Raw genomic sequence first — 24,046 nt, forward strand, 5'->3', positions numbered from 1 at the left:
CTTTATATATTTTAAATTTCTATAGAAATCCAAATTTGCATATTTAATAACTTTATTTTTTATTATTATTCTAAACAAGAAATAAATAACAGGGATTAATAATAAAGGTAAAAAGTGTAAAATTTTTTTTAATAATAATTCGTTCGCTCCTTTATAAAGAAAACCAAATAAAGCACCTCCACAAATAAATAAAAGGTAAATAGTTGATACTATCAAAAGTGAAATATTAAACGCTTTTTTCTTTTTATGTTTATTTATTATTAAATTAGAACATTCAATTAATTCTTTTAATTTTTTTATTTCAAAATTGTTGTCCATAATTATTTATTTTTTAAATTTTCCGTTATTCTTTAATCTTATTTTATACCTATATTATACCCGCAAATAAAGAGGTTAAATTTGTTTAAAGTTAAATTCAAATATAATAAATAATTTTTACTTAAATTTTATTTTTTGATAATAAAAAAGAGAGTTTTACCTCTCTTTTCCATCATAAATTATTTAATGATTTTTGTTACTGAACCAGCACCAACAGTTCTTCCACCTTCACGGATTGAGAATTTGGTTCCTTCTTCAACAGCGATAGGAGCAATTAATTCAACTTTTAGGTTAACGTTGTCACCTGGCATAACCATTTCACGGCTATCTGTGAATTTAATTCCACCTGTAACGTCGGTTGTACGGAAGTAAAATTGTGGTTTGTAGTTTTGGAAGAACGGAGTGTGACGTCCACCTTCTTCTTTTTTAAGAACATAAACAGCAGCTTCAAATTCTGTGTGAGGAACGATTGTTTTAGGTTTAGCTAAAACTTGTCCACGTTCAACGTCATCACGGTTCATTCCACGTAATAACATACCTGCGTTGTCTCCAGCTTGAGCTTCTTTTAAGTTCTTTCTGAACATTTCGATACCTGTAACAACAGTTTTCTTAGTTGGTTTTAGACCAACGATTTCAACTTCTTCGTTAACTTGTAGAACACCACGTTCAACACGTCCTGTTGCAACAGTTCCACGTCCTGTAATTGTGAAAACGTCTTCAACAGCCATTAAGAATGGTTTGTCAGTTTCACGAGCAGGTTCGTCGATGTATTCATCAACTGCGTTCATTAATTCTAGAACTTTTTCTTCGTATTCTGCATTTCCTTGTAGAGCTTCACGAGCTGAACCAGCAATAACTGGAGCGTTGTCACCATCAAAACCATATTCTGATAGTAATCCTCTAACGTCCATTTCAACAAGTCCAACCATTTCTTCTCTTTCATCTGGTTTGAACATATCGATTTTGTTTAAGAAAACAACGATTTTTGGAACACCAACTTGTTTAGCAAGTAGGATGTGTTCTCTTGTTTGTGGCATAGGTCCATCTGTTGCAGCAACAACTAAGATAGCACCATCCATTTGCGCAGCACCGGTAATCATGTTTTTAACGTAGTCAGCGTGACCTGGACAGTCAACGTGAGCATAGTGACGTTTTTCTGTTTGATATTCGATGTGAGCGGTGTTAATAGTAATTCCACGTTCTCTTTCTTCTGGAGCATTATCGATAGATGCATAGTCACGAGCTTCTGCTAAACCTTTTTTAGCTAAGATTGTAGCAATAGCAGCTGTAAGAGTAGTTTTACCGTGGTCAACGTGACCGATTGTACCAATATTTACGTGTGGTTTTGAACGGTCAAAATCTAATTTTGCCATAATAAAATTCCTTTCGATTTTTTGTAATTTTTAATATATAAATTTTATTGATTAAACGCGTTTAACCTACCATAGTATAGTCTTTCATCTATATCCTGTCCACTCGCGTTTAAGACTATGTTAAATTTTAGCAAAAAAAGACTATTTTTTTCATTTTATGTTTTTTGACACAATTTTAAGCTTAAATTAACAAAAAATAAAACAAAAAACTTATAAAAATATACATTTTTAAACGTAATTTTTGGGCTATTCATTGTATGTTAATATATTGACAATAATTACCTAATATAATTAAAGTGACTTATATAAAAAATATAAGAAATAAAACAGGAGAACAAATGGCAAAAATTGAGAAAAAACCAGCGATTATTTTAGGTGGAGCAGGTGCAATAGTAGGAGCTGTTGCTTTAGGTTTCGGAATTGGTTTTGGTTTACATGAAACCCCTTCTTCAACTACAAAGCAAATAGTAAATAACACAGATGAATTATTTAAAAGTTTAAAACTAAGTTCAATTGAAGATCAAGCTAAAAAACAAGCTTTTGTTGAAGCTTTACAAACATGACTAAAATCTACAAAAGAAGTTAAAGACGAAGAAAAAAATGAAACTTCAACCGTTGAAATCGGAACACTTGTTGACATTAAAAATACTTCAGATTTAATTGCTTCAACTTACCAAGACTTAGTAGCTCAAAAAGATGTTATTCAAGCTATAAGTGCTTATGGAATGGTAAAAGAAAAATTATCACAAGTTGAATTTGATGTTTTAGCAGCCGTTTTATCAAATCAAGCTCAAGGCGAAAATGCATTGGCGAAAATTAAATCAGTTTTAACAGCAGCTTACATTGACACAGCTATTAAAGGCAACGGCCAAGAAGGTGAAAGCAAGGTAGAAGGATTGGTAGATGTTTTACCTTTATTAAAAGACAATGAAGGTATTAAGGGTGGATTTGAAGCTATTTTTGATAGTTTAGAAAGCAACGAAAAAACTTCAGGAATTGCAAAAATTAACGAAGTTGTTGAAGCTTTAAAACTTTACACCTTCGGAGAAGAAAAAACTCCATCAGCTTATGACACATTAGTAACTTCTTTAAAAGCTTTAAACTTTGAAGAATTATTAAAAAATGGTTACAATGCAACTTATCAAGAAGTTCAAAAACCATTTTTAGATTTCTTTGCAAATATGAAATTAGTTATTACTAACTCACAAACTTTAAACGAAGAAGACAAAGCAACAGTTAGTGAAATTTTAAATCCTCAATTAGATAAAATTCAAGCTATCGTTACAACTATTTTTGAAAACTTTAAAAATGAATTAACAGAATTAACCAAAGTTATCGCTACTCTTTAAAATTGTTAGAAATATTTAAGCAACATCGAACGGTGTTGCTTTTTATATATAAAAACAAGCCTCTTAGGAGACTTGTCGAAAATAAATGATTGTTTTAAATAAAAGGAATTAAAAACTTAATTTTTTAAAATATAACATTGACTTGGACTAATCAAAATTAAACAAATGAAGAATTATTTAAAATGTTTAATTAAATAAAATGAACTTTGATAAAAATTTAAAGAAATAAGGGATGTAAATAAAAAAATTTAATTATTTAATAATTTCATCCAAGCCAATATTTAAAACATGATTTCTTATTGTAATCACGACAAAAAGGAAACTTAATAGCCTCTTTTTTGCTTCATAATAATAACACATAATTATTTAGATAAATCAAAAAATATTAAATTTTTCAATTTAAATTAAGTTTATTTGCAAATTATAATTTTTTCATGAAATCTGCCAATTCTTCGGTAGAAATTGCTGCCGAACTTAAACCTTTATAAGCCATATTTAAATAATCTTTTCTAGACATACCATTTTTCACTAACTTTTGGTAATATAACCCATCAGTTAGACAAACAAAGAAAACATTAGGATTAATTATTTTTTGAACTGATTCTAAAAATCTTTTAACATCTTCAAATTGATTGTCTTGAGCCCCGCCTTCGTCATACGTATATTTATGGGAAGCATAAAAAGTAATATTTTTATATTCCCAGGTCATATCAATTGTTTTTAAACTTTTAAAATCTGGTTGGTATTTTAGAACATTACCATCGGAAGTAAGATAAATTGCATTTTTACCTGACTTAGGTAGTATTTTAAAATTTGTAACACCATCAATTGGTTTAATAAATTCAGAAGCTATTATTTCATGAATGTTTTGTTTATTTGGATCTTTGGCAAATTTAATAATTGTAGATAAGTTTAAATCTCTAATTTCTTCGTAAAATTTTTCGATTGGCACACCAGTTCTATTAGATTCACTGGTGATTTTTTCTTTTAATCATTTTGCGTCTAAAGATTTATAAACTTGTTTAATATTTTCTAAACGCTTTTGTTTAATTATTTTTTCTCAATCAATTTTCATAACAAATATTTAAAATCTTTCTAGCTTCAGTAAAACTTAATCTACGGCGATATTTACCATCTTTTCTTAGCCCCTTGAATGAAGACATAAAAACGTCGTAAGTATTTTCACGATATTCAATTAAATAATTATTTAAATAAGTAATAAATTTATTTAAATTTTTAATCTTAATTTCTTTTGGTATTTTAATACGCGTTATACTTCGACTAGATACAGAAATTTTATTTTTAATATCCTCGCCTTTAACAAATTTAATTGTATCTTTATTAGTATCATCTATTAAAATAGCACCAATTTCTCCTTGAGGATCATTAAAAGTTCAATTATATTTAGTAGAAGCTTCAGTAATAAAATTAGCTAATTGCAAATTATTTCCTAGTAAATAATCATTACGATAAATTTCATAGCTATCATTTTCTTCTTTTACAAACAAAGCTAAACAGACAGGACAATCAGTATCATCAAACATCTTCATTGTTAGTGAAATTGCATATTTTAATCTCTTTTTAATTTCATTATTATTTCATGTTATAAAGGTTTCAGGAATAATAGCGGCAACATAATCGCAATTATCTAGCATTACTTTTAACGCTTGTTTATAAACATCATCAAAAGGTGTATTTTCAAATTCTAATTTATTTCTTGTAGCTGAATTTCTCGCTAAATAAGGAGGATTAGTAATAGCTACTTTAAAGTTTTTAGGAAAATCTTTTAAAGTATTTTTAATTTCGATATTAAATTCATCAAAACGATTTATTTCTTGTTTAGCAATATCAAAACATTTTCATTCAGGATAATAACCTACTTCTGAAATTAAAAGCGGAATATTATTTGTACCAGCAAATGGTTCCAAAATTACTTTTTTGTCTTTTTGTGGTATTAAATTTCACCATTTATAAAAGGCAACTGATTTAAATGGGTTAGATATTGTAAAAAATTGACCTAGTTGCACTTTATTACTCATTTATGACTCCTTATAAATATATTTATTAATTATATTTTGTTTTGATTAATTTAAATAAATTAAAACGAGCTTTAAGCTCGTTATATATTATTCTGTGCCTTTATAAATATCAACCAAAGTTTCTTGTAAGTTTTTAATTAAAATTGGTTTAAAAACACCATTTTTGGCTACGGTAACACCACCGTTTTCTTCGCTGACAACAATGGTTGTAGCGTCACTGATTTCAGAAATACCCATAGCTGCTCTATGTCTTGCTCCATATCTATTATCAATAGATTTTTTAGTTATTTTATAATATGTCGCAGCGTAATATATTTTATTATTTCTAATAATTATTGCTCCATCATGAAGAGGACAATGTTTATTAAAAATTGAAATAATTAAAGAAGAAGAAATATTGGCGTCAATAATAATCCCATCAGTTCTTAGTAAATCTAGATTGTCTTTATTTTCGATAGTTATAATTGCACCTGTTTTAGTTTTAGATAAATATTCGATCGCTTCTTTTAATTGATAAATAATTCTAATTTTAGTTGATTGACCTAAATTTTTCTTTACGGTTTTATTTTTGTTAATGTATCTTAAACCTAAAACTGTATAGTTAATAATCAATACTAAAGCTATTAAAATAACAATCGCTAAAATAATGTAAATAATACTATTTGCCATAGCCCCATCCATTTAAACCAATAATAATAGTTAACATAATACCAATTAATATTAAAACTCCAAAAATGATTAAAATTCTACTCATTTTTGAAAGAGGTTTAGCTTTTTGAGCGGCTGGTGAATCAGATCATTTTTCGTATTCAATATAGCTTTCTCATCTAACTCTTATTTTATCTTGTCTTTCCTTGGCTTCGTCTCTTATTGAAGTAGTTCTTTCATCCATGATTTTCATTCAACGAATTTCCTGAAAATTTTTAAACTTATCTATTTCTGAATATTCTTTATAAAACTTAGCACTTTTTAAATAAGCTTGAAATTCACTGATGATTTTAGAAATAGTATCTTGTTCCGGATCATAGTAAGTATTACGAATATCTTTTTGTTTTTGAGCGTATAGTCTTTTGATCATATTTCTCCTAATTTAATATCTTAAATTTTAACATTTAAACAATAAATCTAATTAACATATTAACCATTAATTATCTTTAAAAAATATCAGATATAATATTGTTATTATTTTATACAAGGAGTATTATGAAGAAAACAATTAAAGATTTAAATTTAAACAATAAAACTGTTTTAATTAGAGTTGACTTTAACGTTCCTTTAAAAAACGGAATTGTTATGGACACCAAAAGAATTGATGCAGCAATTCCAACTATTAAATATTTATTAGATAATGGTTCAAAATTAGTAGTTATGTCTCACTTAGGTAGAATTAAATCAGAAGAAGATAAAGCTACTAAATCACTAGCTCCTGTAGCTAAAAAATTTGCTGAAATTTTAGGACAAGAAGTTTTATTTGTTCCTGAAACCAAGGGTGAAAAAGTTGAAGAAGCAATTAAAAACTTAAAACCAGGTCAAGTTATGATGATTGAAAACACCCGTTTTGAAGATTTAAATGACAAAGCCGAATCAGGAAACAATGAAGAATTAGCTAAATACTGAGCTTCATTATGTGATATTTATGTAAATGATGCTTTTGGAACTTCTCATAGAGCACATGCTTCTACTCACGGAGTAGCTAAATATGTTAAAGAAAGTGCTTTAGGATTTTTAATGGATGAAGAAGTTAAACATCTAACTAAATTATTAGGTGGTTTTGAAAGACCTTTTGTCGCTATCGTTGGTGGAGCAAAAGTTAGTGATAAATTAAAAGTTTTAGAAAAATTATTTGAAGTAGCTGACAAAGTTCTAGTTGTAGGTGGTATGGCTTACACCTTTAAAAAAGCTCAAGGATTTGAAATTGGAAATTCTTTATACGAACCAGATAGAGTTGAATTGGTAAAACAATACTTAGAAAAATACCCAGACAAAATCGTTTTACCAGTTGATAACGCTTTTGTCGATGAATTTGCAGATAAGAAACCAGAATTTACAACCCCTGATGCTCAAAACATTCCAGAAGGTCACATGGGATTAGACATTGGTCCAGAAAGTGTTAAGGAATTTGCTGAAATTATTAAAACTGCAAAAACTATTTTCTGAAACGGTCCTGCCGGAGTTACTGAATTTGTAAACTTTGAAGCAGGAACAAGAGGAATTGCTATTGCTATTGCCGAAAACCAAGACGCTTATTCAGTAGTTGGTGGTGGAGATTCTGTTACCGCAATTAACAAATTAGGTTACCACGACAAATTTAGTTTTATTTCAACCGGTGGTGGTGCTTCAATTGAATTTGTACAAGGAAACAAATTACCCGGTATTGAAATTATTGAAGAAAAATAGTTATTTATGAAAAAAAATTAACTTTAAAAGAAACTCAATACGCTATTGAAAAATTAAAAGATATATTTTCACACAGTCTTAGAAAAAAACTTAATTTAGTACGTGTTTCTGCTCCTTTATTTTTAAGATCTTCTAGTGGTTTAAACGACGGATTAAACGGAGAAACACCGATAGTATTTACAGCTAAAAATATTGGAGAAAATTTAGAAGTAGTTCATTCACTAGCAAAATGAAAAAGAGACGCCTTACAAAGATATCATTTCGATATTTATGAAGGTTTATACACCGATATGAACGCGGTAAGACGTGAAGAAGATTTAGATAATAAACATTCTTTTTATGTCGATCAATGAGATTGAGAATTAGTTATTAATGAAGCAGATCGTAATATTAATTTTCTTAAAAAGATTGTGCAAAAAATATATCGTTCTTTAAAAATAACTGAAAAAAGAATTAATAAAATTTACCCTTCTTTATCTAATAAATTAGCAAGAAAAGTATTTTTTATTTCCGCTTTAGATTTATATAATTTATATCCAGATTTAAATGCTGATCAAAGAGAATACGAAATTGTTAAAAAACATGGTTCTGTCTTTATTTATCAAATTGGATGAAGTTTACCGGATGGTAAACCACACTCAAAAAGAGCGAAAGATTACGACGATTGAAATTTAAATGGTGATTTAATTGTTTATGACTCTATTAACGATCAAGCTTTAGAAATAAGTTCAATGGGAATTAGAGTAGATAAAAAAGCAATTAGAAGACAATATGATTTATCAATCGATGAAATCGCTGCCTTAAGTCCTTATCATGCCAAATTAATTAATAAAGAATTACCTTTTACAATTGGTGGCGGATTAGGACAAAGCCGGATTGCAATGTTTTTATTAGAAAAGAAACATATTGGCGAAGTTCAAGTTAGCGTTTGAGACGAAGAAAATTTAATTAAAGCTAAAAAAGAAAATATTATCATTTTATAAAGAAAAACTAACAGCCTTGTGGTTGTTAGTTTTTTACTTATTTATTATTTATTAATCTCTTCTATTTTTCTTCATCATCGCGATAGCAATTAAAATTAATAATCCGATTCCAGTTGGAATTAACAATAATCATCAGAATAAATCAATTGATTTAGATTTTAAATTATTAATTGCTTCTTTATATAGTCCAGCTAAATATTTAGGAGTTTTTGGAGTAATAGCTTTTAGAAGTTCTTCTCTTTGTTCTTGGCTAATATTTTCGTTGTTTTTAATTACATCTAATGAGCCATTATTTAAAATAGTATCAACAAATTTATTAACAACAGTTTTAACTTCAGAAGAAAGTTCTTGTAAACCTTTTTCAACCAACTCTTTATCGCCTGTTGAAATACCTTTAACTATTTTGTCAATTCCGTTTACATTTGCATTAGCTTTTGCTAATTCTTCATTAAATTTATTATTAGCATCTTCTAATAAAGGTTGATTAGTATTTTCAACTAAATTATTTTGTGTTTTAGCTTTTAAGCCATTTAATTTTTCGTTAGCTTTTGAACCATATTTATCGTTTAATAATGAAGTTATACCTGTATTAATGTCATATGCATTATTTGCAGCATCTAAACTATCTTGATATGGTTTGTTCGAGATAACATCTTTATTTAATTTATCGATTAATTTTTGAGTAGCATTAGCGATTGATTTGTCATAATTATCAGCTAATTTATTGATGTTGTCAATGATTTCTTTGATGTATGAATTATCATCGCCAGCTTTATTTTGTAAATCATCTAAAGTGTTTTTATTTGGGTTTACTAAATCTTTAATTTTATTAATATAAGCGTCTTTTTCATCTTTGCTTAAGTTATCTAATGAATTTACATAATCAATAGCGGCTTGTTTATTATCGCTAGTTTCTTTTGCTTGATCGTAAATATCATATCTATTATCAGGATTTGTTTTAATATCATTAATTAACTTATCTTTTTCAGTTTGATTTAGATTTGGTAAGTTGTTAATTTTATCGATAATATCTTGCGCTGAAACACCTAAGGCATTTAAAGCATTTTCAATATCTTCGGTTAATTTTAAAATTTTGTCTAATGAAGTATTAGTGTATTTTAATCTATCTTTATCATTTAATTCTTTAGCAGGCTTTATTGCATCATCATAAGCTTGTTGTTTAGCTTGTTCTGATTGTTGATATCTACCAGAATTTTTAACATTATCAGCATCGTTGATTAACCCTTTTAATTTATCTGCTGCTTTGTTGTAGTTTTCAATACCATTTAAAGCTTCGTTTGCTTTATTTAGATTATCAATAGCTGTTTGTACTTCTTGGTAAGAACTATCAGGTCCAGTACTATGTGAAGCAATATTTTCAGCCTCAGCAATTTTATCTTTTAAAACTTGTTGTAGAGCTTTATCTGCATATAAGTAATTTGCATTTTTCTTATCTAATAAACTTTGGTTCATGTCAGCAATAACTTTTTTAAGATCTTTCATCTTATCATCTAAAGTTTTTGCGTTAGGAACAATAGTTTCTTCGATTTCTTTAACTGAATTACTATTTTCTAGATCATTTAAAATGTGTTTTAGTTGAGCTTTATTAATGTTATTTAGATTTTGAATTTCAGCTCTTGCTTTGGTTTTAGCTTTTTCTAAGTTTTCGTTACCATTTAAACTTTCATAAGCATTATTTAAAGCATCTATTAAATTATTAATTGATGTTTCATCAACATTAGCAGCTCCGGTTGCTTTATTGTTTAATCCTTCTGCGTTAGCTAATTGGGTATCGAAATTTGTTTTTAAAGCTTCATCAGCGTTAATGTAGTTCGCAGTTTGTTTGGTATCACTCGGAATAGCTTTAATAGCTTTATCCAATTGTTTCATACTATTATCAACAGTCGCTACTTTATCGTTTAATTGATTTACTTTATTTACATCTTGTAAAGCAGCTAATTGTTTTTTAAATTCAGCTTTTTGAGCGTCGTTTAAGTATTTAGCATTATTAATAGCTGCTTCTACTTCTGATTTTCTTTCGTTTAAAATCTTAGTTCCGTCTAATCCGTTTAAAGCATTTTTTAGCTCTTCTTGTAAATCGATAACTTGTTGTTTTAAATCAGTTGAATCTTCATAATTTGGTTTAACAACATTATTTATTTTGTTAACAATTTGAGTTAAAGCGTCTTGTTTTGGTTTTGAAGAGTTATTAAATTTATCTGAATCCAAAATTTGTGAATCGTAAACTGAAGCTAAATTGTTATTTAATTCGTTCATTAAATCATTTAATTTTGAAGCTTCGTCTAAGATACCAGAAATATCTTTACCGTCTTTAACTCCGTCAATTTTATTTTTGTAGTAATCTTTTTGAGCTTTATTTAAGTTACCTAATTGATCTATTTGGGCTTTACCAAATTGTTTTTGGTCTCTTAAATTGTTTAAACCATTTAAATTAGCTTGATTATCAGCTAATTCTTTAGCTAAATCTTTAAGTTGTTGGATATCATTGTTTGCTTTATTTTCTAATGCTTTCTCAGCCTTAGCTAATGATTCATCAAATGGTTCTTTGTTAGTTGCATTAATGTATGGAGCTTCTGGTTTAACTGCTTCTGCATTAGCAATAGCTTTTTTAATTTGTTCCATTGCACCATCTAAATCTTTAGCATTATTAATAATATTTTCAACATCTGAATTGGTTTTAGCTTTTTCTAATTCTTTTTCAATATTAGCTTTTTGTTCATCAGTTAAATTATTTAATTTGCTTAAATCTTCTTTGGCTTTTTCTAAAGCGGCTGCTAATTTTGTATCTCCATCTAAGGCGTTTAAAGCAGTTTCTAAATTAGTTTTAATAGTTTCTACTTGATCTTTTGGAAGATTTTCGCCATTATTAAAGTTTGTTAAATCTATTGCCGCTTTTAAAGCATCATCAAAGGCTTTTTGTAAATTAGCATCACTGTTTAAATATTTCGGAGTATTTTTGATGTCTGCTGGTACAGTAGCTAAACTATCTGCTAATTGTTCCATAGCATCGTTTAACTCAGTAGCATTTCGAGAAATAACATCTAAGTCAGCTTTATCTTCGGCTGCTTCAATTTGATCTAAAATTGCATCTTTTTGAGCTTTATTTAATGATGTTAATTTTTCTAAATCTGCTTTGGCTTTTTCTTTAGCATCAGATAATTGAATATCTCCATTTAAAGATTTTTGTGCTTTGTCTAATTTATCTTTAATAGATGCTACTTCGCTAGCGTCTAAACCTTCACCGGTTGTTTTGTTTAATAAAGCTTCGGCAGCTGATAAAGCTTCGTCAAATGGTTGTTTATTTGTTGCATCAACATATTTAGCAGATTCTTTTAATTTAGAATCTTTATATCCTTCAACAAGATCTTTTAAAGCTTCCATTTGTTCATTGGTTGCATTAGCTTTATTTAAAGTTTCTTTAATAGTATCTAAATCTTTAGCATTATTAATAGCTTGTGAATATTTATCGCTTTGATTTTTATTTAATGAACTGTCTTTTCCTAATTGAGTAATTGCATTATCTTTGGCTTGTTGCAATACTTGTTTACCATCTAATTTACTAAATTCTAATTTTAATTTATCAATTAATTGTTGAATTTGTTCGTCGGTTGGTGTATTTAAACTGGCTTTATTATTAGCTAATTTTTCAGCCATTGCCATGTACTTGTCTAATTCGTCTTTATTAGATGCAAGTGTGTAATTAATAATGTTATCTTCACTATTTGAAGTATTAGTTTTAATATTAGCTACTTCATTAGCTAAACTTGCCATTAATCCATCAGTTTTAGTTGCACTAGCAATAACTTTATTTAAGCATTCTAAACCTTTTGCTTCATTTAATTCTTGTTTAAAGTCAGCCATTTGAGAATCATTTAAATGAGTTAATTTAGCTAAATCAGCTTCGGCTTTTGCTTTGTTAGCTAAACCATTTAAATCGTTAATTGCATTAACAATATTAGTTTTAATTTGTTCTACTTCTGCTTTTGCTAAGTTAGAACCATTTTCACCGACTAATTCATTAGCAGCTTTTAAAGCATTATCAAATGCTGTTTTCTTATCTGCATCTGCATATTTATAATTGTTATTTTTATCAGAGTTAGCTTGATCTAAATATTTATTAGCTTCGGCAATTTGAGTTTTTAAATCGGCCATTGTGCTATCTAATTCTTTAGCTTTAGCTACAATATCGTTAATTTTTTGTTGGCTATCTGTGTTTCCAGAATCAATTTGGTTAATATAGTTAGCTTTTTGAGCTGGATTTAAATTAGTTAAATTATTAATTGTTTGTCTTGCTTTATCTTTTTCGGCTTTTAATACTTGATTTCCATCTAAATTTGTTTTGGCTGTATTTAATGTATCGGTAACGCTACTAATATCACTTTGGTTAGTATCGTTAGTAAAGTTAGCATCTTTTAATTTATTTTCAGCCGCAGTTAAAGCTTCATCAAAAGGTTCTTTATTTGTAGCTTCAGTATATTTTGGATTTGGTTTAACTGCTTTAGCATTTTCAATAGCTTCTTTTAAAGCGGTCATCGCATTTGAAGCTTGTTTAGCATTTGAAATAATTTTATCAATTTCTTTAACATCAGTTTGAGTGTCGATTAAATCATTAATTTGTTTAATTTGGTTTTCATTTAGATTTTGATAACCTTTAATCTCGTTTTTAGCTTGTTGTTTTTTGTTTCGTAATATTTCATCACCATTTAATTCAGCATAAGTAGTATTTAATTTTTCATCAATAGATTTAACACCATTTAAATCTAAGTCCAATCCTTCATCAGAAACTAAATTTTTAGCAGCTTTATATGCTTCGTCGTAAGCTGATTTTTTATCTTCTGTAGCGTTTACATATTTAGGTAGTTTTTCTACATTAGGACCTAATGAAGAAATATTTTGGTTAACCCTATGCATATAATCGTTTAAGGTTGAAGCAGATTGATCTAAATTATCAATAGCTGTTATTTCATTTGCTAAATTTATTTTTTCTTTATAAGATTTCACTTGATTTGGATTTAATCATTTATAAGTTGCTAATTTGTTAAGAGCTTCTTCTTTCTTTTGAGCTAGTAATTTATCACCGTTTAAATTATCATATTCAGTTTTTAAAGCGTTATAAACTGATGTAGTATTAGCTAAATCACTTGCAGCTCCACTTTCAGAAATTAAGGTTCTACCGTTATTTAAAGCTGTATCAAAAGCTGCTTTGTTTGAAGCTTCTTTATAGTTTGGAGTATTTAAAACATTTTTTGTATCAATTTCATTAATTAAAGCTTTAATTTTACCCATTTGTTCATTAGTTTGAGTTTGGTTTTCTTTCATAGCGTTAATATCAGTAATTGATTTTGAATCATTAATAGCATTTTTAGCGGCAGCAACTTGATTTGGATTTAAATCTTTTAAGGTTTTTAGATTTTCTAAAGCTGCATCTTTAGCTGCTTGTAATAATTCAAGTCCATTTAAATTATCAAAAGCTTGGGTTAAAGTGTCTTTAACTTGGTTAACTTTAGCAGTATCAGCATCTTCACCAGAAGTTTTATTCAATAAAGCTTCGGCTACTTTAATTGCATCGTCTAAATCTTTCCTATTACTTGCTAATTCATAATCTAACTTATCTGGTTCAACTAAAATTTTAGCTTTAATTTCAGCTAATTTAGCTTTTAAATCAACCATAGCTTGATTTTGTTGTTTAGCAGAAGCTACTACATTATTTAAGCCAGCTAAATTTTCTGAAGCTAATAAATTTGCATTAACTGTATTCGCTTGGTTTTGATTTAAGTCAGTTAATTTAGCAATATCTTCTTTTGCTTTTTGTAAATTAGCATCACCGTTTAGCTTAGCAACTTGATTAGTGATATTAGTAATTTCGGTTTGAACTTCTTTGTCATTAGCATTATTAGTTTCAGAAGTTAATAAATTATTAGCTTGTGTTATTAAATTATTTAAATCTTGAAGAATTTTATCATCAGCATATTTAAAGTTATTAGCAGTTGCGGTTGCTGTTTTAGCTGTTACAACTTCGCTAACTTTTTCTTTTAGTTGTTTCATTAAATTATCTAAAGCCACAACTTTATCGTTAATAGCATTTATTTTAGCCACTGTATTGGTATCTGTTGAGTTTAAATTATTAATAAAACCTTGTTTTTGGGCTGGATTTAAATATTTAGCGTTTTTAATTGTTTTTAATAATTCAGTTTTAGCGTTATCAAAAACAATATTACCGTTTAATTTTTCAATATCTGCTTTTAATTTTGTATTGTAGTCTTTTAATTGTTTAATACTATCGTAATTAGCTGGTGAATTTAAAACATAAATTCCGTTGTCAAGTGAAAACGTTGAACCAACTTTTGTTAAATCTTCATCAACTGGATTTTTTGTTTCAGCTGTAGCTTCAGTATATTTAATAGTATTTTGTATATTTTGATAAAAATTACTTAAAGTTTCAGAAACTGCTTTTTGAGCTTCATTAAGAGCTTCAACTTCATAAATAATTTGATTATCAATTACAGTTGGATTAGTTTCACTGTTTACTTTGGCAATATAATCATCTTTTAATTTTTTTGATAAATATTTTGCATTGTTAATTTTTTGAATAGCAATTTCACGAATTATTTCTAAATATTTAGCGTCGACGTCGCTTTTTAATTTTTTAATGTTTTGAAGTGTTCTTTCAAATAATTTTTTATAAGAATTTAATGAATTAACTCTACTTCATAAGGTGTAAACTGATAGTTTTTCGCCACCTTTAACTACTTCATATTCATGTGGGTAATTTTCTTTCGCTTGTTCTCCCAAACCGTTAATATAATCTACATATTTTTTTAATTCTGGCACATAAGGTTCTAAATTATCTAATATTTGGTTGCCTTGTTCATTATAAAGTTCCTGATTTTCTAATAAAGAATTAGTACTTGATGCTAGAGATCTAATTTTTTCTAAAGAAGCTTCACTAGCTTCGGTTATTTCATTTAATTCTCTTTTATTTTTATTAATTGATTTATTAGCGTTTGAGTTTTTGAAAATTAAATCTTCTAGTTTTGAATATTCATTAAAAGATGGTCCATAAGATTTCAATAAATCTTCAAATCATTTAACTTGATCATAATATTGTTGGTATTTACCAATTTTATTCATTTCAGCATTATATTCTGCTAAGATTTCACTTAAAATATTTTGAACATTAGGGCTACTTTGTTCACCTAATTTTTCGTAAATTCCACCTTTATTTAATAAAGCTTTGATTTTATTAACGTAGGTTTCTAACTCTTGATATTTAGCTTCGTTTTCAGTTGTTTTATAAGCTGATTGAATTTCATAGTAAAAATGTTTAGTTGCAGCATCATAAGATTTAATTAATTTTGGAGCAAATCATGATTCTTGATAATCTTTATCAGTATAAGCAACGCTCGCTTCGAAATCTTCTGGATTTAAATTTAAAACATGTCTAAATCCTAAAATCGCTGTACCGGTATAGTTATTAACACCTTGCATAGCTGGTGAAAGCATATCTAGTCCATCGCCAGGGTTAATTTCTACTATTGAATTTTCACCAGAATTTGAATTAGCACTGGCTACATTTTCTTTTAATTTTCATTTAAATTCAATTGGTGGTAATCCGTAAACATTTCCTAATCCTGAATAATCTTCGGTCATGTATTTTTGATTAACGGTAATATCAAAAGGTCTTCAATCATTTCTATTTTCTACATAAATATCTCAGTTTGAATAAACAGTTGTTTCACTACCAATTGAAGAAAAAGCCCCCCCCACATAAGATGTACCCGGAGTTATATCACCATTAGGTTGTAATAAAAAGGTGTTTGGGTTCTTTTTAGTATAAAACTCGAAAGTGAATTTTAAAGAATCAGATCATCAATCATCACTAGCCATCATATCTAGTTCGCTACCAATTAAACTTGAAGTAATTTCGTTTAAACCATTATTAGCTGCTGCTAGCATCACATTAAATTCTTGATTACCTCTTACAACATAGTTATATTGATTTAAGTTTAATCAAAGTCTTTCGTTTTTTAAACTTTCAAAAAATTGAGCAGCTTCTTGTTGATTTTGAGATAACTTATATTTAAAATAACCTAAAAATTGACCACCACTTACATCAAATTTAGTTCATTTAAAACTTGATGGGTAAAGACCATTAAATTTAGGAGCTTCTGTTAACTCCATGGCAGGAACGACTTTTTTATCATATTGATATTGATTTGAGTCTTCGTATTGTTTAGGACCTCAAGCCATAATAGTAAATGGTTTTTCGCCGTCGATAACTAAATCAGGAGATGTTAAAATAGTAAATCTAGTATTTTTACCTCAAGTAACTGGTCCACCCGGTCAGTTAGGATTTAATAGTCATTCTTGGTTAAAAGTCATTCTTCATTTTTGAACATCTTCTGAAAAATCGCCTTCTAGTTTTTCTACTTTAACTAACTTATTGCTACCGTTTAAATATTCAGGTGAACTATATCAACCAGATAAACCTCAACCTTGACCAGCAATATAAGTGTTATTAAAAGTATTAGTATTTTTGGTAAAAGGTCTTTGATTTTCCGGAATTAAATTAACGGTTTGTCCGTCATTATTAATATTTAAATTTGCTGATACTAAAGGTAAAGCTCCAGCTAATGAGCTAATACCTAAACCTATAAGCATCATCTTGTTGTTTTTCATAAATTCTCCTTTTTCAAGATTTAAATAATATTAATTTTAATATTATTTTCAAATAAAAATGCCATAAAAAATAAAAAATCAGACTTTTCTTTCTAAAATTAAGTCTGATTTTTAAAAAATTTATTTGTTTTTATTACTAAAAATTAGGTTCAATATTCATATTTTTTAAAACTTCAACAACTGTTTGTTTTAATTCACCAGAGTATTCGTCAAACACTTTTTGTTCGTTTTCATCTAATCTAATTTTTGGCAAATGACGATATCCATTTCTACCTAAAATTACAGGAAGACCAAAGTATACACCATGATTTTTATATTCATTTGGTAATTTAACACCTAATGAATAAATAGCTTCTCTATCTGCTAAAATCGCCTGAGTTATTTCTGCTAAATTTTCACCAATCCCAAAGTTGGTAATTCCTTTGCCAGAAATAATTTCAAAAGCTTCATTTTTAACTTTTTCATAAAGGTTTTGTAATCATTCTTCGTCAATAGTTCCATTAGCTAATCAATCTTTTAAAGAACCTAGTCCAATTCTCATTTTTGAAAATGGAATTAAACATCTTGATCCATGTTCTCCGATAACAAATCCTGTTATTGAAGAAGCTTTAACGTTAATTTTTTCAGATAAAAATTTCTTCATTCTAGCTGTTTCTAAAATAGTCCCTGAACTGATAACTTTGCAAGCTTCAAAACCAGTAACTTGTTGATAAATAGAAGCCATAATATCCACAGGGTTAGAAGCAATTATTGTAACTCCTTTAAAACCTGATTCTTTAATTTTTAATCCAATTTCTTTAATTAATTTTGCATTATCAGTAAGTAGTTCTAAACGATCTTTTAAAACACCTTCTTTTGGTTTGACTGATGCAGTAATAACAACAATGTTGGCGTCTTTTAAATCATCGTAGCATCCTGCAATAAAAGTTGAACCGTTATTAGCCATTGAACAAGCGGCATCATTTAAATCTTTTGCTTGGGCTTTTGCATAATCTAAAAAAGCGTCTACAAGTACATAATCAGCTTCAACGTTTTTATTTAAAGCAGCATATAGAAAAGCAGAACCAACAGCACCAACTCCAATAATTCCAATTTTATTCATGTTTATTTCCTCCAATAATTGATTTAATATTTTGTTCTAAAGCTGTACTATATGAAATATCTCCCTGTTGATAAAATGGGTCAATTTCATGTAAATAAGCACACATTATTGCTGTTCGATGAATAAAGGCAATAATTCATCCTAAGTTATAAGCACTATAATCTTCAATATCAATTTTTAAACTGGCGATTTTATGTAAGCCAACATGAGAATCTATTACGCTTTCAGCAATAACCTTACCAATAAAATTATATGTAAATTTTGATAAGTGGTTTAAATAATCATCTTCACCTTCGTTATTCATCGATACTTGCAAATCATAAGTAGGATTAGTAAATAAAATGTGAGTGTCAAAAGTTCTAATGGGTAGTGAAATGGCTAATTGTGAATAAGTCATTAAATCACTTGGCTGCTTACTTATTTCAACTAACAAGCCTCTTTCTTTAGCGGTATTAGCTTCAATAAAATACATTTTCATTAACTTGGCTAATTTAACATAAGAAGCTGAATAAACATTTAAATGTTCCAATTTAAAATTATTTTTAACCAAAATAAATCTAATCAAGGCGTATAAATAAGCTTCATTTTTTTCTAATGGTGTTTTAGCATAATATTCATTAGCAGCTGTCGCTCCGTTTATATATTCAATTATGTTAATATTGGCACAAGCTAACGGAAATAAAACCGCTGGTGTAAAGTTAACATATTTTTCTTTAACGCCATCTGAAATTCCTAATAAATGATAATTATTTTCTTTGGCTTCTTTAAACAGATCTCCGTAATTATTATTTGTAGTTACGAAAATATAATCAGAGGCAACTTGTGGTCCGAATTTTTTAATTAATATTTGTTTTATTTCGCGATAAACTAAATTAATTTCCATTGATTTGCCGCTTTGTGAAATAACATTTAAAACAAATCTTTTATCAGCTAAAAATTGGCTCAATAAAACTAAATCACGACCATCAATAGTTTCGTCAACATAAAGTATTTTTATTTTATCTTTGTCGCTATATTTTCCTTTGTTTAAGTCAATTAAAGCTTCTGATTGTAATCTAATTTGTTGCGGACAAACTACAACTAAGTATTCAATATTTTTTTTAACTAATAAGCTATAAGCTTTTTTAATAAATTCAAAATCTGATTTTGTAATTTTATCTTTAACATCAAAGAAATCTAAATGTTGGCTACCATTAATATTTCGTGAAGAAATTTTATTATTAATTTCAGTTATTTCATTTTCATATTTTTCAAAAAACTTTTCTCTTAAAGCTTTTGAAAAATCAATTTTAATTGGACTATTTGCCATAATTAATTCCTTTATTAGTAAAATCTAGCAAAGCGTCAAATTCACAATTTTTAGTATCCAATTTAAATTCGAATGGGTTTCTTATTTCTTTAGGGTGTATTTTTTTAAATGAAACAACTAATTCACCTGTATGCATTACTTCAATAATAATTAATTCTTTAATGTCCCCAACTTTAAACATTATGTTTAAGTTCTTGACGTAATAATCACTAATTTCATTGATATTTAAATAACATTTTTTATTTTCTTTTGTAACTAAAATAACAAGGTTTTTTAAAACCTTTACTACCTTAGCTCTAATAATTTTGCCAACGTAATATTCCTTCATGTTTGTCCTTTTTATGCCTTTATTTTTATTTGATTATAAGCTTTAAAAATTTCTCCATCAATTTGTAGAAATTCTAAATTTGGATGTTTTATTTCAATGTTTTTACCGAATAATTCTGTTACACATTTTTTATAAATAATATGTCTGCCTGTTAATACAGTTGGAAATAAACAAGCCAATCTAAATTTAGATAAATTATGAATTACTAAAACTTCTAACTCTTTCTTTTGCCGATTAGCATGAGGAGCAATTTTCATTCCCTTGCCATAGTATTTGCCATTCATAATAGAAGCTAATCAAACCTTATGAAATTTATGTTCTTTACCATCAATATTTATAATTAATTCTTTAAAAGGCTGATACTTTTTAAAAGCTTTAATTCCGGTTTTAAAAAATGAAGAATGACCGGTTTCTTTCTTTTCTTTATTTACCGCTTCAGCAATATAAGCATCTACTCCAAAACCGACTCCATTTAAAAAAGTTCTGCTTTTATTTTCAAAATATACCTGCGGTAAATTTTGAATAAAATCATTTATTAAATAAAACTTTTTATTAATAATTTTAACTTCTTTGTAAGAGTTTAAATCTCTTAAAAAGTCGTTTCCAGTACCTGCTCGATAAGCATAAATTTTAGGTAAAATTTTTTCGTTTTTAATAGCGTTGGTTATATAGGTTAAAGTTCCGTCTCCACCAATTAAAATCACAATATCTTTTTCAGTAAAAGAAGTAAGTATTGATTTAACATTTTTTATTTTTGTAATGTCTTTTAATTCATAGCTTTCTATCTTAAATGCTTTAATTGCTTGATTGATTATTTTATTTCTTTTTTTGAGGTTAGAGCCGCTCTTTGAAAAAGAGTTAAAAAATATGTAAAACATAAAAAAATTATAATTAAGATATTTTAATTTTTAAATTTTATTTAAAGTTTAACAAAGCCTTAATTAATTTTTAATTAAATAAGGTGCATTTTTACTTATAATTTATAAATCTATGACAAACGATAAAATACGTAATTTTGCTATAATCGCTCATATTGATCACGGTAAAAGTACTCTGGCTGACAGAATACTTGAATTTACTAATACAATTTCTGCCCGTGAAGCTAAACCTCAAATTCTTGATTCAATGGATTTAGAACAAGAAAGAGGAATTACTATCAAGCTTAACGCTATTCAAATTAAATATAAAGACTATATTTTTCATTTAATTGATACGCCAGGACACGTCGATTTTACTTACGAAGTCTCAAGAAGTTTAGCTGCTTGTGAAGGGGCTTTATTACTTGTTGATGCTACCCAAGGTATACAAGCCCAAACTTTGGCTAATGTTTATCTTGCTATTGAAAATAATTTAGAAATTGTACCTATTATTAATAAGGTTGATTTAATTAGTGCTGATCCTGATCGTGTTAAAAAAGAAATTGAAGATATTATTGGTATCGATGCTTCGGATGCAATTTTAATTTCAGCTAAAACTGGGCTTAACATTGATCAAGTTATTGAAGCTATTATTGAAAGAATTCCTGCACCAAAAGAAGCAGATACAAACAAACCATTAGAAGCATTAATATTTGATAGCTATTTTGATAACTATCGTGGTGTAGTTGTTTATACAAGAATTTTTAATGGTGAAGTTAAAGTTGGGGACGAAATTTATTTTATGCAAACTAAGAAAAAATACTTAGTTACCGAATTAGGAGTTAAAAATCCTAATGAAGTTAAAAAAGATAAATTATCAGCCGGTGAAGTAGGTTGAATTGCTGCTTCAATTAGAGATGTAAAAGACGTCGCAGTTGGAGATACAATTACTTCTGCTAAAAATCCAGTTGCATGACCTTTACCTGGATATAAAAAACTAAAACCTGTTGTTTATACTGGATTTTATCCTGTGGATACCAGAGACTATAATGATTTAAAAGATGCATTAGAAAAAATTAGTTTATCCGACTCATCAATTGTTTATGAACCAGAGACTTCGAAAGCTTTAGGTTTTGGATTTAGAATTGGTTTTTTAGGTTTATTACATATGGACGTTTTACAAGAAAGATTAGAAAGAGAGTTTAATCTTGATATTATTGCAACTGCTCCATCTGTAGAATTTGTTATTACTTTAACTAATGGCGACGTTCAATATATTACTAACCCTTCATTATTTCCTGATAGATCAACTATTAAGATGATTGAAGAACCCTATATTAGAGCCAACATTATGTTAACCGAAAACTATTTAGGTGCAATAATGGAATTATGTCAATCTAAACGTGGTAAATATGTGGATATTGAATATTTAGATGACACAAGACGTAAGCTTATTTATGAACTGCCATTAAACGAAACGATATTTGATTTCTTTGATTTAATGAAAAGCTATTCAAAAGGTTATGCTTCATTTGATTATGATTACATAGGACTACGTGAAAGTGATTTAGTTAAAGTTGACATTATGCTTAACGGCGAAAAGATTGATGCTTTAGCGATGATTACCCACCGTGATAGTGCTTATCCAAAAAGTAGAGAATTAGCTGAAAAATTAAAAGAAGTGGTACCAAGACAAAACTTTGAAATTCCGGTACAAGCAGCAATTGGATCAAAAATCATCGCCAGAGAAACAATTAAAGCTTATCGTAAAGATGTTACTGCTCACTTATATGGTGGAGACGTAACTAGAAGACAAAAATTGCTTAAAAAACAAAAAGCAGGTAAGAAGAGAATGAAACAAATTGGAAGTGTTGAAGTGCCACAAGAAGCATTTCTAGCTATCCTAAAAACTGATACAAATAAAAAGGATTAAGATATTATGCCAATAAGACCGACATTTAGCGGTTCGCCAATGGATAATGATAACGGTAATACAAAAACCTTAACTTCCATTAACCTTGGTCCAACCGTCAAAACTACTGAATTAGAAGTTGTAAAAAATAAAGTTAACGATCCAAAAGGAATTATTCCTAATGGTATTTATCGGGTTTTTAATCATGAAATAAAATTACGTAAATTCATGATTAGTTTGGATTTAATTGTCTTTTTTGCTAGTTTAATTATTAGTTTACTTTTTGGTCTTATTCCAAGTTTGTTTAATAAACAAGAAGGTTATATTACACCATGAGGTTGATATATAATTCCGGTTTTATTAATGGCTATTACTTTAACAAATTCAATTTTTGAAGGTATTGAATTAGGTGGTATTAAAAACGCAATAGTTTCTTATCGGGAACTAATAACCAGAGGTCAACTTACTGCTCCACCGTTTATTTCAATACTCTATCTAAAACTTAATTTAAAACAAGTAAGAAGAACTTGATTTATAATTGCTTTTATTTTTTATATTGGATTATTCACATTAATTTTTTGAGCTTTAAAAGATAAAAAATTTAGTGAAACGGTTGACTTTGGTAAATGAATACATAATTCCTTCCCTAACCCTGATATTGTTGTATATATTCTTTGTGGTATAATTGGTATGGTTTTAGTTCTTTACATCGTTAATTCAATCTATCGTAAAAAAAGAATTATAGATATTCAAACATTTTTTGGGCATGATGTTATGAATGTTAATGAAGTACAAACCAAAAAAACTAACGCCCATAAATTCTGAGCAAAAATATTTTTTATAAGTATTTTAGTTTTATTAGTTTTACCATTTATTATTTATATCTTAGTTAAAAAATTTGGCATGAAAGGAAAATAAATATGATCGCTTCATTATCTAGTGCATCAGCAGCCGCTGCTTCTTCAAGTTCAGTACCTGGATGAGCAATTGCTTTAATGGTTATCTTACCAATTATATTTGCAATTGTTGCAGCTATTGTAACCATGATTATTGTTAAAAAGAAATTTGAAAAACAATTAAGAGAAAATCCTCCTATTAACGAAAAACAAATTAGAGTTATGTTCCAACAAATGGGACGTAAGGCATCAGAAGCTCAAATTAAAAATGTTATGAGAGCTATGAAAAACGCGAAATAATAATTGTAAATATCACCTTGTTGGGTGATATTTTTTACATAAAAAAATACACAAATTAAACTAGGACAAAATTAGTGGACACATATATGTGTTCACTTTTTATATATTAAGGAGTAATTATGAAGCAATTAAAACAAGAAGAATGATTAGAGATTTTGATTCTTTATGAAGATTTCATAAATT

The 24,046-nt window shown here is 27.9% G+C and carries 17 protein-coding genes; 6 read left to right on the forward strand and 11 right to left on the reverse strand.

Annotated elements, in window-relative coordinates:
• Positions 1 to 318 (reverse strand): hypothetical protein (locus FJO69_RS03105; protein ID WP_211333787.1); only part of this gene is annotated, 318 nt, incomplete at its 3' end.
• A 179-nt stretch (positions 319 to 497) separates the two neighbouring features.
• On the reverse strand, positions 498 to 1,691 hold the full coding sequence (gene tuf / locus FJO69_RS02540) for an elongation factor Tu (protein WP_140781494.1): 1,194 nt from the start codon (positions 1,689 to 1,691) through the stop codon (positions 498 to 500).
• A 338-nt stretch (positions 1,692 to 2,029) separates the two neighbouring features.
• Between tuf and FJO69_RS07465 the strand changes: the two genes are divergently transcribed.
• Positions 2,030 to 3,040, forward strand: a complete 1,011-nt coding sequence (locus tag FJO69_RS07465; RefSeq protein ID WP_140781495.1) for a hypothetical protein — start codon at positions 2,030 to 2,032, stop codon at positions 3,038 to 3,040.
• 421 nt (positions 3,041 to 3,461) lie between these two features.
• On the opposite strand, the gene FJO69_RS02550 is transcribed toward FJO69_RS07465, so the two are convergent.
• From FJO69_RS02550 to FJO69_RS07475, 4 genes are all read right to left on the reverse strand, one after another.
• Positions 3,462 to 4,115, reverse strand: coding sequence for a hypothetical protein (locus FJO69_RS02550; RefSeq protein WP_140781497.1), 654 nt, complete (start codon positions 4,113 to 4,115; stop codon positions 3,462 to 3,464).
• Positions 4,087 to 5,079 (reverse strand): TRM11 family methyltransferase, encoded by a 993-nt coding sequence (locus FJO69_RS07470; protein ID WP_140781499.1) that lies wholly within the window; start codon positions 5,077 to 5,079, stop codon positions 4,087 to 4,089. The genes FJO69_RS02550 and FJO69_RS07470 overlap by 29 nt, the downstream gene beginning before the upstream one ends.
• A gap of 87 nt (positions 5,080 to 5,166) precedes the next feature.
• Positions 5,167 to 5,748: a diadenylate cyclase gene (locus FJO69_RS02560; RefSeq protein WP_140781500.1), complete on the reverse strand. Its 582-nt coding sequence runs from the start codon at positions 5,746 to 5,748 to the stop codon at positions 5,167 to 5,169.
• A complete protein-coding gene (locus FJO69_RS07475) occupies positions 5,738 to 6,157 on the reverse strand; it encodes a hypothetical protein (protein ID WP_140781502.1) in 420 nt (139 codons plus the stop codon). Before FJO69_RS07475 ends, FJO69_RS02560 begins: the two co-directional genes overlap by 11 nt.
• A gap of 125 nt (positions 6,158 to 6,282) precedes the next feature.
• Here FJO69_RS07475 and FJO69_RS02570 point away from each other — a divergent pair, with 125 nt between their 5' ends.
• Together FJO69_RS02570 and asnA are read left to right on the forward strand one after the other, a co-directional pair.
• Positions 6,283 to 7,476, forward strand: coding sequence for a phosphoglycerate kinase (locus FJO69_RS02570; RefSeq protein WP_140781503.1), 1,194 nt, complete (start codon positions 6,283 to 6,285; stop codon positions 7,474 to 7,476).
• 2 nt (positions 7,477 to 7,478) lie between these two features.
• Positions 7,479 to 8,459, forward strand: coding sequence for an aspartate--ammonia ligase (gene asnA / locus FJO69_RS07480; RefSeq protein ID WP_140781505.1), 981 nt, complete (start codon positions 7,479 to 7,481; stop codon positions 8,457 to 8,459).
• A 51-nt stretch (positions 8,460 to 8,510) separates the two neighbouring features.
• On the opposite strand, the gene FJO69_RS07485 is transcribed toward asnA, so the two are convergent.
• The 5 genes from FJO69_RS07485 to FJO69_RS02600 all read right to left on the reverse strand — a co-directional run bounded on the left by FJO69_RS07485 (position 8,511) and on the right by FJO69_RS02600 (position 20,776).
• Positions 8,511 to 17,159, reverse strand: a complete 8,649-nt coding sequence (locus FJO69_RS07485; protein ID WP_140781507.1) for a GA module-containing protein — start codon at positions 17,157 to 17,159, stop codon at positions 8,511 to 8,513.
• A gap of 136 nt (positions 17,160 to 17,295) precedes the next feature.
• Positions 17,296 to 18,261, reverse strand: coding sequence for a lactate/malate family dehydrogenase (locus tag FJO69_RS07490; protein ID WP_140781508.1), 966 nt, complete (start codon positions 18,259 to 18,261; stop codon positions 17,296 to 17,298).
• Positions 18,254 to 19,570, reverse strand: a complete 1,317-nt coding sequence (locus tag FJO69_RS02590) for a hypothetical protein (protein WP_140781510.1) — start codon at positions 19,568 to 19,570, stop codon at positions 18,254 to 18,256. The genes FJO69_RS07490 and FJO69_RS02590 overlap by 8 nt, the downstream gene beginning before the upstream one ends.
• Entirely contained in the window at positions 19,560 to 19,898 is a 339-nt protein-coding gene (locus FJO69_RS02595; protein ID WP_140781511.1) for a S1 domain-containing protein, read from the reverse strand. The genes FJO69_RS02590 and FJO69_RS02595 overlap by 11 nt, the downstream gene beginning before the upstream one ends.
• A gap of 11 nt (positions 19,899 to 19,909) precedes the next feature.
• Positions 19,910 to 20,776: a diacylglycerol kinase family protein gene (locus FJO69_RS02600; RefSeq protein WP_140781512.1), complete on the reverse strand. Its 867-nt coding sequence runs from the start codon at positions 20,774 to 20,776 to the stop codon at positions 19,910 to 19,912.
• 112 nt (positions 20,777 to 20,888) lie between these two features.
• On the opposite strand from FJO69_RS02600, the gene lepA reads away from it, so the two are divergent.
• From lepA to FJO69_RS02615, 3 genes are all read left to right on the forward strand, one after another.
• On the forward strand, positions 20,889 to 22,688 hold the full coding sequence (gene lepA / locus FJO69_RS02605) for a translation elongation factor 4 (protein ID WP_140781513.1): 1,800 nt from the start codon (positions 20,889 to 20,891) through the stop codon (positions 22,686 to 22,688).
• A gap of 6 nt (positions 22,689 to 22,694) precedes the next feature.
• Positions 22,695 to 23,585 carry an MSC_0882 family membrane protein gene (locus FJO69_RS07495; protein WP_140781514.1) on the forward strand — a complete coding sequence of 297 codons (891 nt, stop codon included), beginning with the start codon at positions 22,695 to 22,697 and terminating at the stop codon, positions 23,583 to 23,585.
• 77 nt (positions 23,586 to 23,662) lie between these two features.
• Positions 23,663 to 23,863: a YneF family protein gene (locus tag FJO69_RS02615; protein ID WP_241861664.1), complete on the forward strand. Its 201-nt coding sequence runs from the start codon at positions 23,663 to 23,665 to the stop codon at positions 23,861 to 23,863.
• The last annotated feature ends 183 nt before the right edge of the window (positions 23,864 to 24,046 follow it).

Source organism: [Mycoplasma] falconis, assembly GCF_006385795.1.
GTDB lineage: Bacteria > Bacillota_I > Bacilli_A > Mycoplasmatales > Metamycoplasmataceae > Metamycoplasma > Metamycoplasma falconis.